Consider the following 14,082-nt stretch of genomic DNA (forward strand, 5'->3'; position numbering starts at 1 on the left):
CGTTCTATTGGAGAAAGAGTTGATGAATCTTCGTCGCCTAAAGTACTTTGTTAAAATTGTTGATGTCGGCAGCCTGACTCAGGCCGCCGATATTTTGCATATTGCCCAACCCGCACTGAGCCAGCAGTTGGCTACGCTGGAAGGGGAAATGAATCAGCAACTGCTCATTCGTACCAAGCGCGGCGTGACGCCAACCGAAGCCGGTAAAACGCTCTATTCACACGCGCAGGCGATTTTGCGCCAGTGCGAGCAGGCACAGAGCGCCATTGAGCTAATGGGTACTTCACTCAGCGGCAGCGTCTCGGTTGGCTTAGCGCCGGGCAGCGCGGCGCAAAATCTTGCTTTGCCGCTGATGATGGAAGTGCAGCAGCAGCATCCCGGCATTGTGCTCTCCTTCAATGAACACTTCGGCACCACGTTGACCGAACTGATCGTCAATGGCCGCATGGATATGGCGGTGATTTACAAACACCCCCCCCTTCACGGCCTGCGCTTTATGCCGCTGATGAAAGAGGATCTCTACTTCGTCTGCCCGCTCAGCCTCGCGCAACCGCGGAAAGAGATCCCGCTGACGCAGGTGGCGCAATACGATCTGTTCCTGCCGCGCGTCTACAACATCATGCGCAAAGTGCTCGATGATGCCTTCGTACACAACAATCTGCAGTACCGCGTGAAATGCGAGATCGAGTCGCAAACCACGCTGAATGCCGCACTGAGCGCCGGGCTCGGTACCACCATCATGCCGGAATCCGCTGGGCGCGCGATGCTGAAAAGCGGCGAGGCATGGATGGCGAAGATCGTCGATCCGGATGTGCAGGTGTCGCTGTCGTTCTGCATGTCGGATCACCTGCCGCTGTCGCAACCGGCCGAAGCGGTGAAATCGATCCTGCTATCGCTGATGTCGCGCCGCAACGTTGAGAATCATCCTCTGACGTTGGTGGGATAAATCCCGCTTATTGCCGCAAAGCGAAACCCTCTTACTGCCCGTATTGCAAACGCACTTGATTACGATTTTGCCCGCTCCGGCGGGCGTGTTTCGCTTTGACGGGAATTCCATGGATAAAACCGCAACAGAGCTTCAACCTGTTCCCGCATGTTTCGGTGGCCGAGAACATCATGATGTCGTCACAGATTCTGGAGAAATCAAAGCCGGAACATTTTCCACCCAGCCGCAGCACCCGCGCGTGCAGCGCTTTTTAAGCGATTTGCGATCGCACTGAGGAGCTTTTTTTCGGTATCGCTATTTTTTAATTAAAGTTTGGCACTATTTTGTCGTTTTAAATTATGCCAACACCAGGAGAATACCGATGAAAACAGCATTCGTATTATTTTCTGGCTTGCTGTTTGCCCAAGCCGTTCTGGCAGAAGGCGGCACCGTTTCTTTTACCGGTGCGATAGTTGAGCCTGCTTGTACGACGATGACCAATAGCCAGCATGCCGCAGTGCAATGCAGTCAGCATGGCGTCGATAAAGTGCGTCAGATTAGATTCAATAAGCAACAGCAGACGCTACCGTTTCAACTCGGCGATGTCAGCGTGCAATCATCGGGTAATATTAAAGCGGTTCAAGTGATTTATCGTTGAGTCATAACGCATAATCTTCCCCCGCAAGGGGGGAAGATTATTTATTGATATGTCAGAGTGAAAGTGGCTGAGCTGTTAGCTGTCCCAGGAGTAATCGTTGACGTCGTTTGATAATAACGTGCCTTAAGCGGAATGTTATAACTTCCCGCACTGGCCGACGTCCCCGCAAAAATCGTAGCCCCCAGCTGTAAAGGTGCATTGTTAAACAGCAACTGTACACCCACTCCCATCGCCGTATTGGCGCCAGATGTCAGGTTTAATACGCCTTGAGCGGCATTTTGCGCATTACCTTCAATCCTCACGTTAATACGGGTTCCCGCATTACAGTTAAGCGGAATAGTAAAATCGCGCGTAAAACTGGCATCAGGTGTACTGCCTGTTCCACTGAATGCACGCTTATTTACGCTGCCCATATTCACGGCGATGGCAGTATTGCTTACTGAACAAGCCAGCGTTGTGACACTAAAACCGTTCATAAGAATAGTCGATTCCGGTGTATGCCAGAGCGCCTGATCGTTGCGCAAAATAAACTGTCCTGCTTGCTGCGCGGTCACCATCCCCGATCCGGTTGGTCCCGTTTTATAGAACTGTAGCAACGCTTGCTCGCGCAAAGGTTGTCCCCCCAGTAACCCATTGGTCGAACAAAGCAGCCTATTGTTCGCATTGCCATCTCCCGTGTTGGTTCCATCAACCCAGCCACTGAAGTTACTACAGTTGTTCACTGTGATGGCACCGATAGCAAAACCAATTCCCGCAATATTGGTACTGTAAATTCGTCTGCCACCAATGGTCGTGACATAGTTACCGGAGCCTTTCACGCCCACACTTTGGTAAGTTAATGACGGTGCCGTGTTGTTAGCACAGTTAAACGTGTTCACCGCAGCCGAGGTAATCTGGCTGCCAATTAACGATCCCACCGGCAAATCGCGTTGAATCACTATCGCAGGTGGAGAAACTGTCGTCGCTGCTGTGGTGGTAGTACAGGTATAAGCCTGCGCAAAATTAGCGTAAAAACCAATAAAAAAGATGCCAGGTAATAAAAGAAATAAACGCATTAACGCTTCCTTTAGCGGCATTGAGCCGTCACTGAATTTACACCGACTGTAGCCTTCTCTAATGTGAATGGAGCCTGACATTCGCCGCCCTTCCAGTTCACTTTTATTACACCTGTCGCAGGCGCTCCGCTGAGATAAACCCGCTGTCTGTCATCAACAATGCCTTGAGAAATCGCCTCGCCGTTGATGACCTCAGCCCGCGCACCAAAGGGCACCTCGCGTCCACGTAAGGAGACAAATATTTTTGATCCCGACACGGTTGGATAGTGCGCTAATGCTAATGCACTCTGCGTAGGCACGATCGTCTGGCTATCACTCAACAGATCAACGTTATCACCCAGTGAATTTGCATCTAGCGAAAGCGACGTACGGCGATAAGGTGTCACGTTCGGTACAACGGCATAACCTCTGCTATCAGTCAGCACACCGGTTTGGTTGAGCACGCGAACCTCACCCGCGTCTTCTGCACGGACTAACGCCATCGTGTCACCCAGCGATTGGCTCAAGGTCACACCATAGGGATGCACCACAATGCCGCCTGTCGCGCCATAATTCAGCTGTCGAGTATTACGCGTGTAGTTGTAGCCAGCCTGATACTCACCAAAGCGCGCTTTATAGTTCACTGACGCATTGCCATTTGCGCCACTCCCCTGATTGGTATAGCCCTGCTGCACGCTATAGCTCAGGTTATTATCTGCCAAGGCGGTACCTGACAAACCCAACGCGCTGGTAGTTTTGTCGTGATTGTCGGTACTGGCAGAGAAATTAAGCCAGCTTTTTGGCACAAACCTTTCAAAGGGAATCTGCACCGCCAAAGAAAATACTTGGTCGGCGCTGGTGTAGAACGGTGTCTGTGAATAGCTGTAGTTCAAGGAGTAATTGATCGCGTTAAAGCTGGTGTTATAACCCACCGTCAAACTGCGCTCTTTCTCTGATACGCCCCAATATTGTTGCTGATACGCGGAGAGAAAAAGGCTGCCATAATCGCCCAACGATTGATTAACATTGAGCTGGGATTTACTGCGTTTGTTATGGCTGTAACGCCAGCTTTGCCAATCGCGTCGAGCTTGCTCAACTTCATCCCGATTATTGGGATCTCCACGAAAACCCGGCGGCAGCGTATTGGCGTAATAACCATTAGCTTCATTGAAGTCGTAATATCCGGATGTGGAGTAACGGTAACCTGCCAGAGTAAAAGTGGTGCCGCTCATGGCGACATCTTTTGCATACTGGAAACGAAAAGAGCCTCCCCGATAGGTCTCCTCCATCACACGGGTATTAGCGAAGGTGCCATCCAGCGAGATGGAACCCAATGTGCCGAGACCTTTTCCCATCCCAATCGATGCAGACGTATAGTCACCCGATAAAATAGAGCCGCCATAAATGGTTGAACTATATGGTAAACCATAAATTCCCGTGCCTTGTAAAAAGCCTGGTTTTTTTGCCGAGCCACCCGTTGAACGATATTGACCGGCAGTAAAAGCATATTTGAAACGCCCTTCACGCTGCATGATAGGCACCGCTGAAAAAGGCTGAACGAACTGCCGGATACTGCCATTCGCTTCTTTAATTACCACCTCGAGATCACCGCTGGCGGAGGTGGGATAAAGATCGTTTATGGAGAAGGGTCCGGGTGGCACATAGGATTGCCAAATGATGTTACCGTCCTGACGAATGGTAACTTGCGCATTGCTCTGCGCAATACCACGTACAACTGGTGCGAATCCTCGTAGGCTTTCGGGCTGCATGTTGTCGTCTGAGTAGAGTTGGGCTCCGCGAAAGGCGAAGCTATCAAACACCTCTGATGGCGTGTAGCTCTCTCCCAGCACGAGCTGGCTTTTCCAGGGCTTGATATCACGCTGTACATAGGTGTTGATGCTGTTCCACTTATCTCTCCCCTGACTATGGCTATAGGTTGTGTAATTGCGTAGGCGCCAGGCACCAAGATTGAGGCCGCTACGTAGGTTGAGATAGGTATTGTTAGTACTGCCTTGCCCATAGTCGCTCCAGTTGTTAGCACCTGAATAGCCATAACTTAAAAAGAGCGCGTTAACACCGTCGTCCCACTCCTCCGGGGCCACATACCCCTGAGCATTTTGGCGAACATACTCCTGCGGAATAGAGACATTCAAGCGCTGCTGGCTTAAATCGAAACTTGTCCGAGCCTGCGGAATGGCACTGGCGATATTGGTTACCGTCTGGGCTGGCGCGATTTTCATAAAATCTGTCGTGGCATTATCTTTAACACCCCAACGCACAAAATCGGCTTTCATTAATTGGGGCTGCAGACCATTTGCCCCGGGTTCAAAACGAATGTTTTTGGTGCCGACAAAATTTTCGTTCAGGTATACGTCCGCGTTGTATACCCCTGCTGCCTGCCCGCCATTGTGGTTAAAACTGGAAAGATCAAGATTGGAACGTTGGCCACCGGGCTGTTCCACCGTGTCAGGGTCAAAGTAATCCTCTGCGGCCACATCACTGATTGGCATCGCGGCCAGTATTACCATGCTAAGTAAGGAGCGCTGAAAAGCAGGACTCAGCGTTAAAGGTCTATTTTGTCCAGTCGTCATGGTCTTCTCCTTCAATCGGTGACCACTTTTAATTTTTGTTCTGCGGTAATGCCGCCAAAATCGTTAATCGCACGCCAGGTAACCTGGCTGCCCACTTGCACCTTCTGGCCCAGTACTACTTCTTGCGAAGGAAGTACCATTGGCGGTTTGGTCATGTTGGAACCGTTTACGGTTAGGTCGTAGAGCGAAACGCTGTACGGTGTAGGATTGAACACCGCAAGCTTGCCATCACGCTGGCGGAATTTGAGTTGGGTAAATGCCAGTGCCGGGTCGCCGGTTAACTCTGCGGGCCGGTAAAATAGCTTCATCTTATTTTTTATGGTGATGACCAGATCATTACTGGCTTGGCGATTGGCGGTAGGAATGATCTTGATATTCAACCAGTAAACTGATTCCTGATCGGTGGCCAATGAATTACCGCTGTAGACGACGCGCACAGAATTCTGGCTGTTAGGCTCAAGGCGAAATAGAGGGGGCGTGGTGATAAAGGTATCATCAGCGTTATCACTCTCTTCCTGATTGCTAACCCAGGATTGAATCAAATAGGGACGATCGTCTGGATTCGTCACACTGATTGTGGCCAGCTTGTTTTTGCCGTCATACACCAGGCGTGTACCGCCAATTTGCACCCCCGCCAGAGCCATGGGTGACAGGCACAAAAGTGCCAAGGCCAGAGGCCAAAGAGCTTTCTTAGACATTCATCTCTCTCCGTGACGAAAGAAAGAGCCGCAAAGCGCGGCTCTGAGACTACTTAGTTGTAAGCAATGGTGAAGGTCGCCGTGGAGTTTGCTGTACCCGCAGTCACTGGCGTGGCTGTAGCGTAATATTTCGCTATGTAAGTCAGTACATTAGGGCCGGTTGCCGTGATTGGACGATCGGCCGATTTGCTGGCGATAGGGATGAGAGTAGAACTGTCTTGCTCATAGAGCGCGACACCCACATTGGTAGCGGTTTGCCCTGAGTTCAGAGCGAGGATTTGGTTATTTGCCGCAGACGTAACGCCATCGAAACGCACGTTTGCCGACGTGACTGCAGCAGGACAACTGGTCAGATTAATGTTGAAGCGAGTCGGCGCGGCGGTGACGCCTGCGCCGGTGAAGGTTTTACTTGAAACGGTTCCCAGATTCACTGTTTGGTTAGAAGATCCGGCATCTACCGTGCAAGCATTATCGGTAATTGTACCCGTGAAGTTAATCGTGCCATCAGCAGCAGTTGTCGTACCAATAAATCCAAGAGACGCCGTAATTGCAACCAGTACCGCGAACTTACTTTTCATGATTAAGCCTCAAAAATCGTCATAAAAATGTTTCTGCTAGTGCCATGAAAATTCATATTCACAGCAGAAAAAACATTAGCCGAAGTGATGCAGCCTCCCCTCGACCGTTTTAAGTAAATGACAATTTTTAACCTAATGAAAGTTTTTTTGATTATTCGTGCTTAATTTGAAATATAACCCTAAAAAATTTAACACAACCGACAATTCACAGATCTTTGATCTTTTTTAAGGTTATTTATTAGAATAAAAAACTTAACATTTGCTATTTGTCGATCTAAAGATCTAAAAAATCACATAAGACAGTATTTTGTTCGATCAAGACAAGGTCCGGCATCATCAGGACCTGTCTGTATTTACAAGCGATAAAACCAAAAAGAGCAATTGGATTTTACGTTATCAAAATAAATTTGGTTTTTATTTGTACAGTTCTTATAACGAACACTTAACTGTTTCAGAAATAAAACTGTTATATTACGATGCGTTAATTGAACGTTTAGTGATTATTTAGTTTGGGGGGATAAATTCGCGCTCTAAATAAAGAGCGCGAAAAGGGGTTAAAAATCACTCATAAACTCGAGTGAACTCTCTTTTAAAGTGGTAGTGAAATCTGCAGTCGAGAGGGGCGTAAAGTGACAGGGGGAAGATTGAGTAAATAACGCTTTCTTGCTCCGCACAATAGCAAGGCCCATTCAATACGCTATCCATGTGGCTCCAGCATCTGCAGACTTCACGCACTGCTCTACCCAACGCACGCCCATCAAACCGGCATGCGCGTCCGGATACCAGAAGTCCTTGAGGAACGCCTGATCGTCACGATCGGTGGCATCCATTGCCAGCGCAAAACGGCGATAAAGATTGGACCAGGCTTCAAACAATCCTTCCGGATGCCCGCCGCCAATACGATCGTCCGCCAGCGCACTCTGATGCAGATACCCCATGCCGCGCTCGAGAATCTTCACCGGCTCGCCCTGCACTTCATAGCGCAGCTGATTCGGCTGCTCATCCCACCACTCCAGGCTGGCTTTCTCGCCGATCACCCGCACCTTCTGGCCGTGCATCGAACCGCAGTTCACCGCCGATGCCCACATAGTGCCGACTGCGCCGTTGTCGTACTCCATCATCACGAAGGCGTTATCCTCCAGCGGCGCACGGGTTTTGACAAAGCTCTGGCGGCTGCACAGCAGGCGTTTGACCTGCAGATGCGGCACCATGGTTTCGGCGATAAACAGCGGATGCGTCGCCAAATCGCCCAGCACATAGCTCGGCCCGACGAAGCGCGGATCGACGCGCCACTTGGTGCTTTCGTTCTGCAATTCAACCGCTTCGTTATGGAAGCCGTGCGCGAACTGCATGTTGATGATGCGGATCTCACCCAGCAAACCTGCGGCGATCATCTCGCGCGCTTGATGAATCAGCTGATGCCCGGCGTAGCCGTAGGTCACGCCGATGATTTTTTTCTTCTCCGCACACAGCTGTTCCAGCTCATCGGCTTCTGCCGCGGTAAAGCACAGCGGCTTCTCGCACACCACATGCAAACCCGCATTGAGCGCGGCGCGGCAGATGGTGAAGTGCGTGTTATTTGGCGTGGCGATCGACACCGCTTCGATGCCGTCAGCGCGCGCCGCTTCTGCCGCAAACATCGTTTCGTAATCTGCGTAGCAGCGATCGGCATCGATACCCAGCGACGTGCCAAAAGCGCGGCCGCGTTCGGCGTTGATATCGAATGCGCCCGCCAGCAGCGTGAAGTTGTTATCACGCGTGGCCGCCGAACGGTGAATGTAACCAATCTGGCTGGTGCCGCCGCCGCCGACCATGCCCCAGCGCAGCGAGCGATCCAGAGCTTTAATACCGTTGATCATACTGTTCTCCTCAGAATCCGACCGATTGCAAATAGTGCAGGCTGGCGGTGACGTCACGCAGGCTGGTGTCGGCATCGCGCGGATCGCGCTCCTGCTCGACGGTGATCCAGCCCTGATAATTGCGCTCCGCCAGGAAGGCGCGCACCGCTGGATAATCAATTGCCCCTTTGCCAATCGGGCACATCACGCCTTCTGCGCAGGCGGCAAAGAAATCGACGCCGCGCGCAATCACGTCGCGCCATACCGCATCGTTAACGTCTTTGAAGTGCAGATAATCGATGCGATCCCAGTAGCGGCTGAGGTAAGGAATCGGATCCATGCCGGAGTAGTACAGATGGCCGGTGTCGAGGCACAAACCGGCAATATCGTGCGGGATCTCTTCCACCAGCAGTTGCAGCTCGTCGGCAAACTCAATGCAGCCACCAGCATGCGGGTGGATCACCGCGCGCACGCCGTATTCGTTCCAGGCAATCTGGCTCAGCGTGGTGATGTGCTGCATCATGCGCTGCCACGCTTCAGCTGACAGGCGCGGCGCCTTGGCGGATTGACCGGCGTATTTGGCGCGTTCTGGATTACCGAAGTCGATAATCACCAGATAAGGTGCGGGCTTGTTGTCCGCATGGGTTTTGGTCGCGGTCGGTACCAGAGACAGGTTACGACAGATGTTGTGCGTCAGCTCAACCATCGCTGGAAAATTGGCTTCACTCACCAAATCATCAAAAATGGTGCCCGCCACCAGCGACAAGTCGTGCGCTTCCAGCTGCTGACGCAGTGCGGCAGGCTCAACCGGCAGATAGCTCCATGGGCCCAGCTCAATGCTTTTATAACCGGCCTGCGACGCTTCACTCAGGACTTTCTGCCACGGCGGCAGGAAGGGATTTTTCGGGTCATCAACGCCCCAGCTACAGGGCGCGTTAGCAATATGGATAGTCATGATCGTTCCTTGCGGTAGTGGATGCCGCAAGTATCAAATAAATATTTCATCATCAACAACCATGAAACATTCATTTTTTGATAGCGATCATAGTATTTCGCATCATTAAAATGATAGAAAATATATCAAATACAGCAACGACGCGGCCTACAGGTTTTCACGCGTGACGATATCAAACGGCAGGATGATCTGGGAGAAATGATCGCCCGGCTGCGCATGATGCTGCTGCACCATCTGCGCCAGACGCATGGCCATTTCGTCGATGCGGTTGCGGATCATCACCGTAATGGTGCCATCAATCAGCGCCAGCTCGCCCTCTTTCACCGGACCGTGACATATCAACGCCACCTTACGCTGCGGCTGCTGGCGCAACGCATGAATCACGCCCTCAATGCCGCCGCAAGGCGCGAAGATCAGTGCCAAATCGGCATGCTCTTCCAGTAACTGACGCGTGGAACGGTAGCCGCCATCAATCGATTCATTGGTTTTCAGCGGCTCCAGCACGCGTCGCGCGCTGTCCTGCTCACGCAGATAGGAGCGGAAACTGATCTCATTGCTCTCCTGACAGATAAAGCGATGGTCGCCCACCAGCACGCCGACCGAACCCGGCTGATGCAACAGATGCGTGGCAATCCACGCGGCGGTGCGTCCGGCTTTCTGGTTATCCAGACCAACGTAACCGGCGTGACCGCACGGCGAAAAGTTGGAAAACAGCGCATAAACCCGCACGCCCTGACGCGATATGTTTTCTATCGCATGGCGAATCAGCGGGTGGTCCAGCGCGACTAAGCCAATCGCATCCACCTGCTCGGCCAGCGCATACAGCGAGGCCACCACCGCTTCCACATCATCAATGTCGTGCCAGGTAAAAAGCGGTTCGCTGCCTGCCGGATGAAACGGCTGCGTATGCTGGCGCAGCGCATCAGTGAGGGAATGATAGAACGAGTAGGATTTTGACAGCAGGATAAAGCCCATGCGCAGCGTCACGCTGGCGGCAGGCGCGGTGCCGCTCAGCAGCGGCACATTGCCGATGCGATAACCGAGGCGATTAGCGGCTTCCAGCACCTTCTGCTCTGTTGCGGCGCGCACCGGTGCACGACGGTTTAACACGCGATCGACGGTCGCCACGCCAACACCGGCGGCGGCGGCAATCGCGGTCATGGTGATTTTACTCATGCGCTACTTCCCTGAATGAAATGATAATAAATTATCAAAAATAATGCCCTAACCTGCGGTAAATCACCAATCATCCCGCACAGAAATCATCAGTAAATGGCTCCGAGTGATAGAGAATCTCTCAGTATTTTGATCGCTCTCGCAAAAATGAAATAACTTATTTCATCTTAATACCATTCAGAATAAATGTTTGATATTCATGTGCGTATTCAAAGCGGTCTGGCTGATGGTTTCACATCAGAATACGTGATGAAGCGCGGAACAAGATCGGTATGGTCATCATCAAAGTCCGCACCGCTTAACGCTCAGGAGAAAACAATGAAAATCGCTTTTGATGTGGATGTAATCAGGGATCTCGGCATCACGCGCATGGTGCATCAGGTGGCGGAATGGGGCTACAAGTACATCGAGCAGTCGCCGCACCCGCAGATCAACCCGTTTTATAAACATCCGAAAGCCAGTCGTGAAATCATGCGCGAATACAAAAACGCGCTGAATGCCACCGGGCTGGAGATCTCCTCGTTTATTACCGTATATCGCTGGTCTGGCCCGGATGAACTGCGTCGTCAGGCGGCGGTGAAGAACTGGAAACGCATGATCGAGATTGCCGTCGAAATGGGTGTGCAGGTGATCAACACCGAGCTGTCGGGCAATCCCAACGAGCCAGAAATTTGTGAAGAGATGTTTTATCGCTCGATGGAAGAGCTGCTGCCGATCATCGAACGCGAAGGCATCCGCGTTGAAATTCAGGCGCATCCGTGGGATTTCTGCGAGCAGAGCAACGAAACCGCGGACATTGTGAAGTCGTTCCGCAGCGAAAACGTGAAGTATATCTACAGCGCACCGCACACCTTCTATTACGACAAAGGTGTGGGCGATGTGAAGAACATGCTGCATTACGCCGGCGACGATCTTTCACATATGCTGATCGCCGATACCATGAACCACACCAAGCACTGCCGTTATATCGTCAACCCGCCAGGCGTGGATGCCACCATTCACCAGCACGTGGCGGTCGGTGAAGGCGAAGTGAATTTCGATGCGCTGTTTGAAGCACTGCGCGAGATGAATTTTGCCAACCGCACCTTTAAGGTTGGCGGTGAGTCGATTATCTCGGCGGCGCTGTTCGGTTATCCGGAGAAGATGAAGTATCAGGCGGTGGAAACCCGCGAACTGATTGAGCGTGAGCTGTTGGGATAGTTGAGTGCGCGCTGATGCCCTCTCCCACCGGGAGAGGGAACTGGATGGTGCGGCTTGCTCGATCGGTCCCTTCTCCCGCTGGTGGGAGAAGGTTAGGATGAGGGCCCGCCCTATTGGAATGCACGTAACATGAAAGCAGTGACGCTGGCCGAGCTGGCAAAACAACTGGGCGTCGGTGTCGCCACGGTTGACCGGGTACTCAACGATCGCGGTGGCGTATCGCCCGCCATGAGCAAAAAAATCCTGCAGGCCGCGCGTGACGCCGGTTTAAAACGCATTTTGCCCGAGGAACATCGCCATCCGTGGCAGATCGAAGTGCTGCTCAGCGGCAACGCCTCCTTCTTCTTTCAGCAATTAGCGCAAGACTTTGCCAAACTCGCCGACCAACTCGGTTATCGCCGCCTGCGTCTGCATCGCACGCTGATCCCGGAAAATGCACCGGAAAAACTCGCCGCACACATCACCACCAGCAGTAAAAAGATGGATGCGCTGATCGTCTTCGCCCATCAAAACCCGCTAATCTACGATGCGCTCGCCGCCTGTAAAGCGCGCGGCGTGCCGGTGATCACGCTGGTCGCCGATCTGCCCGATGCCGCGCGGCTGTGCCACGTCGGTATCGATCAATACAAAGCCGGGCGCACCGCCGGTTTGATGCTCGGTAGCATGCTGTCGCAGCCGGGTGAAGTGGTGTTGATGAGCGGACGCGCGGATTACGCTGCCCACCGCCTGCGCATTGAGGGCTTTCAGGCGGTGCTGGCCGAACGCTTTCCGCAGCTGCGCCTGCGCGAGATTCTTGCCGGTCAGGATGAGCGCGAACGCATTAGCCGCCTGTTAGAAAAAACGCTGGCCGCCTCGCCGCCGATTGTCGGGCTGTATAACACTGGCATTGGCAACACACAGGTGCACGAAGCGCTGGCGCGTCATCGTCTCGACGGTAAAGTGCTGTACGTCACGCACGAGTTGTACAGCACCACACGCCGACTGTTACAGGATCGCGTGCTGAACCTCACCCTCGATCAAAACACCCTGCGCCATGCTCAGCTCGCCTTAACGCTAATGCTGCGGCATCTGGAAGAGGGCGACATTCCCGACACCTATCAGCCTGGTAGAGTGGACTTTATGCTGTTTACGCAAGAGAACTTTACATAATCGGACTTTGCGTCCCACCGCCAGCGCGGTTAAATCGCCTGTATCACGCACTGCTACACTCAGTAGCAGCAAAAATACAATCACAACAAGGCGAAACCACTATGTCGGAACATCAGTATCAGCCCGCGAAAGTCTGGACCTGGGACCCGGAAGCCAAAGGTAACGGCGCGAAAACCAACCGTCCAACCGCCGGGCCGACGCATGACAAAACCTTGCCGGTCGGCAAACATCCGCTGCAGCTATACTCGCTCGGCACGCCAAACGGCCAGAAAATTACCATCCTGCTGGAAGAGTTGCTGGCGGTGGGTGCCAAAGACGCCGAGTACGATGCCTGGCTGATCCGTATCGGCGATGGCGATCAGTTCTCCAGCGGTTTTGTAGATGTAAACCCGAACTCGAAAATCCCGGCGCTGAGCGACCATTCCGTCACGCCACCGCAGCGCGTGTTTGAATCCGGCAATATCCTGCTCTATCTGGCCGAGAAGTTCGGTCACTTCCTGCCGACCTCGCTGGCAGGCCGCACCGAAACCCTGAACTGGCTGTTCTGGCTGCAAGGTTCTGCGCCGTACCTCGGCGGCGGCTTTGGTCACTTCTATCACTATGCGCCCGAGAAAATCGAATACGCCATCAACCGCTTCACGCTGGAAGCTAAACGTCAGCTGGACGTGCTGGATCGTCAGTTGGCCGACCATCGCTTCCTCGCCGGTGACGAATACACCATCGCCGATATCGCCACCTGGCCGTGGTACGGCAATCTGGTGCTGAATAACCAATATGGCGGCAGCGAATTCCTTGATGTGCAGTCGTACAAAAATGTGGTGCGCTGGGCGAAAGAGATTGCCGAGCGTCCGGCGGTGATTCGCGGGCGTAAAGTGAATCGCGCTTTTGGTGCCGAGCCGCAGGATCAGCTGCTGGAGCGCCATGATGCCGCCGATTTCGATAACAACACTGAAGACAAACGCCAGGCGCGAGGAGAGAAATAATGGCTGCATATGTGGTGTTTATTAAGGACGAAACCTTAGACCAGGACGAGATGGCGACGTATGCCGAGAAAGCCGGACAGGCGCGCGGCGACCATCCCATCACCCCGTTGGCGTTTTATGGCGCCCTGGAAACGCTGGAAGGCCCGGAAGCGGAAGGCGTGGTGGTGCTCGAATTCCCGGATGCTGAGGCGGCGAAAGGCTGGTATTTCAGCCCGGCGTATCAGGAAGCCAAAGCGCATCGCCTGAAAGGCGCGAAATACCGCGTGCTGCTGGTGAACGGCGTAGAGTAATTGACGT

General features: G+C 52.8%; 14 protein-coding genes. 7 read left to right on the plus strand and 7 right to left on the minus strand.

Annotated elements, in window-relative coordinates; genetic code table 11:
• Nucleotides 1-22 precede the first annotated feature (22 nt).
• The 3 genes from nac to K5Y30_RS12825 all read left to right on the plus strand — a co-directional run bounded on the left by nac (nucleotide 23) and on the right by K5Y30_RS12825 (nucleotide 1,583).
• Nucleotides 23-946: a nitrogen assimilation transcriptional regulator NAC gene (gene nac, locus K5Y30_RS12815; RefSeq protein ID WP_222185088.1), complete on the plus strand. Its 924-nt coding sequence runs from the start codon at nucleotides 23-25 to the stop codon at nucleotides 944-946.
• A gap of 109 nt (nucleotides 947-1,055) precedes the next feature.
• Nucleotides 1,056-1,220 carry a hypothetical protein gene (locus tag K5Y30_RS12820; protein WP_222185086.1) on the plus strand — a complete coding sequence of 55 codons (165 nt, stop codon included), beginning with the start codon at nucleotides 1,056-1,058 and terminating at the stop codon, nucleotides 1,218-1,220.
• An 87-nt stretch (nucleotides 1,221-1,307) separates the two neighbouring features.
• Nucleotides 1,308-1,583 (plus strand): hypothetical protein, encoded by a 276-nt coding sequence (locus tag K5Y30_RS12825; protein ID WP_222185084.1) that lies wholly within the window; start codon nucleotides 1,308-1,310, stop codon nucleotides 1,581-1,583.
• Nucleotides 1,584-1,624: 41 nt separating this feature from the next.
• Here the strand turns inward: K5Y30_RS12825 and K5Y30_RS12830 are convergent, their stop codons facing one another.
• The 7 genes from K5Y30_RS12830 to K5Y30_RS12860 form a co-directional block, all read right to left on the minus strand.
• Nucleotides 1,625-2,638, minus strand: coding sequence for a fimbrial protein (locus tag K5Y30_RS12830; protein ID WP_222185082.1), 1,014 nt, complete (start codon nucleotides 2,636-2,638; stop codon nucleotides 1,625-1,627).
• Nucleotides 2,639-2,649: 11 nt separating this feature from the next.
• Nucleotides 2,650-5,208 (minus strand): fimbria/pilus outer membrane usher protein, encoded by a 2,559-nt coding sequence (locus K5Y30_RS12835; protein WP_222211652.1) that lies wholly within the window; start codon nucleotides 5,206-5,208, stop codon nucleotides 2,650-2,652.
• Between the two features lie 11 nt (nucleotides 5,209-5,219).
• Complete coding sequence (locus tag K5Y30_RS12840) at nucleotides 5,220-5,906, minus strand: molecular chaperone (RefSeq protein WP_222185078.1); 687 nt, start codon at nucleotides 5,904-5,906, stop codon at nucleotides 5,220-5,222.
• A gap of 53 nt (nucleotides 5,907-5,959) precedes the next feature.
• Nucleotides 5,960-6,484, minus strand: coding sequence for a fimbrial protein (locus K5Y30_RS12845; protein ID WP_222185076.1), 525 nt, complete (start codon nucleotides 6,482-6,484; stop codon nucleotides 5,960-5,962).
• A gap of 689 nt (nucleotides 6,485-7,173) precedes the next feature.
• On the minus strand, nucleotides 7,174-8,343 hold the full coding sequence (locus K5Y30_RS12850) for a Gfo/Idh/MocA family protein (RefSeq protein ID WP_222185075.1): 1,170 nt from the start codon (nucleotides 8,341-8,343) through the stop codon (nucleotides 7,174-7,176).
• A 10-nt stretch (nucleotides 8,344-8,353) separates the two neighbouring features.
• Entirely contained in the window at nucleotides 8,354-9,277 is a 924-nt protein-coding gene (locus K5Y30_RS12855; RefSeq protein WP_222211654.1) for a TIM barrel protein, read from the minus strand.
• Nucleotides 9,278-9,424: 147 nt separating this feature from the next.
• Nucleotides 9,425-10,453 carry a LacI family DNA-binding transcriptional regulator gene (locus K5Y30_RS12860; RefSeq protein WP_222211656.1) on the minus strand — a complete coding sequence of 343 codons (1,029 nt, stop codon included), beginning with the start codon at nucleotides 10,451-10,453 and terminating at the stop codon, nucleotides 9,425-9,427.
• Nucleotides 10,454-10,771: 318 nt separating this feature from the next.
• Here K5Y30_RS12860 and K5Y30_RS12865 point away from each other — a divergent pair, with 318 nt between their 5' ends.
• From K5Y30_RS12865 to K5Y30_RS12880, 4 genes are all read left to right on the plus strand, one after another.
• Nucleotides 10,772-11,653 (plus strand): sugar phosphate isomerase/epimerase family protein, encoded by an 882-nt coding sequence (locus K5Y30_RS12865; RefSeq protein WP_007888450.1) that lies wholly within the window; start codon nucleotides 10,772-10,774, stop codon nucleotides 11,651-11,653.
• A gap of 129 nt (nucleotides 11,654-11,782) precedes the next feature.
• Nucleotides 11,783-12,802, plus strand: a complete 1,020-nt coding sequence (locus tag K5Y30_RS12870; protein WP_222211658.1) for a LacI family DNA-binding transcriptional regulator — start codon at nucleotides 11,783-11,785, stop codon at nucleotides 12,800-12,802.
• A gap of 101 nt (nucleotides 12,803-12,903) precedes the next feature.
• The gene (gene yghU, locus K5Y30_RS12875) at nucleotides 12,904-13,785 is read left to right on the plus strand and encodes a glutathione-dependent disulfide-bond oxidoreductase (protein ID WP_137385013.1); all 882 of its coding nucleotides are present in this window, start codon (nucleotides 12,904-12,906) and stop codon (nucleotides 13,783-13,785) included.
• Nucleotides 13,785-14,075 carry a DUF1330 domain-containing protein gene (locus K5Y30_RS12880; RefSeq protein WP_110868107.1) on the plus strand — a complete coding sequence of 97 codons (291 nt, stop codon included), beginning with the start codon at nucleotides 13,785-13,787 and terminating at the stop codon, nucleotides 14,073-14,075. Before yghU ends, K5Y30_RS12880 begins: the two co-directional genes overlap by 1 nt.
• Nucleotides 14,076-14,082: the final 7 nt, after the last annotated feature.

This window comes from Pantoea sp. DY-5, from assembly GCF_019795955.1.
Taxonomy (GTDB): Bacteria; Pseudomonadota; Gammaproteobacteria; order Enterobacterales; family Enterobacteriaceae; genus Pantoea; species Pantoea leporis.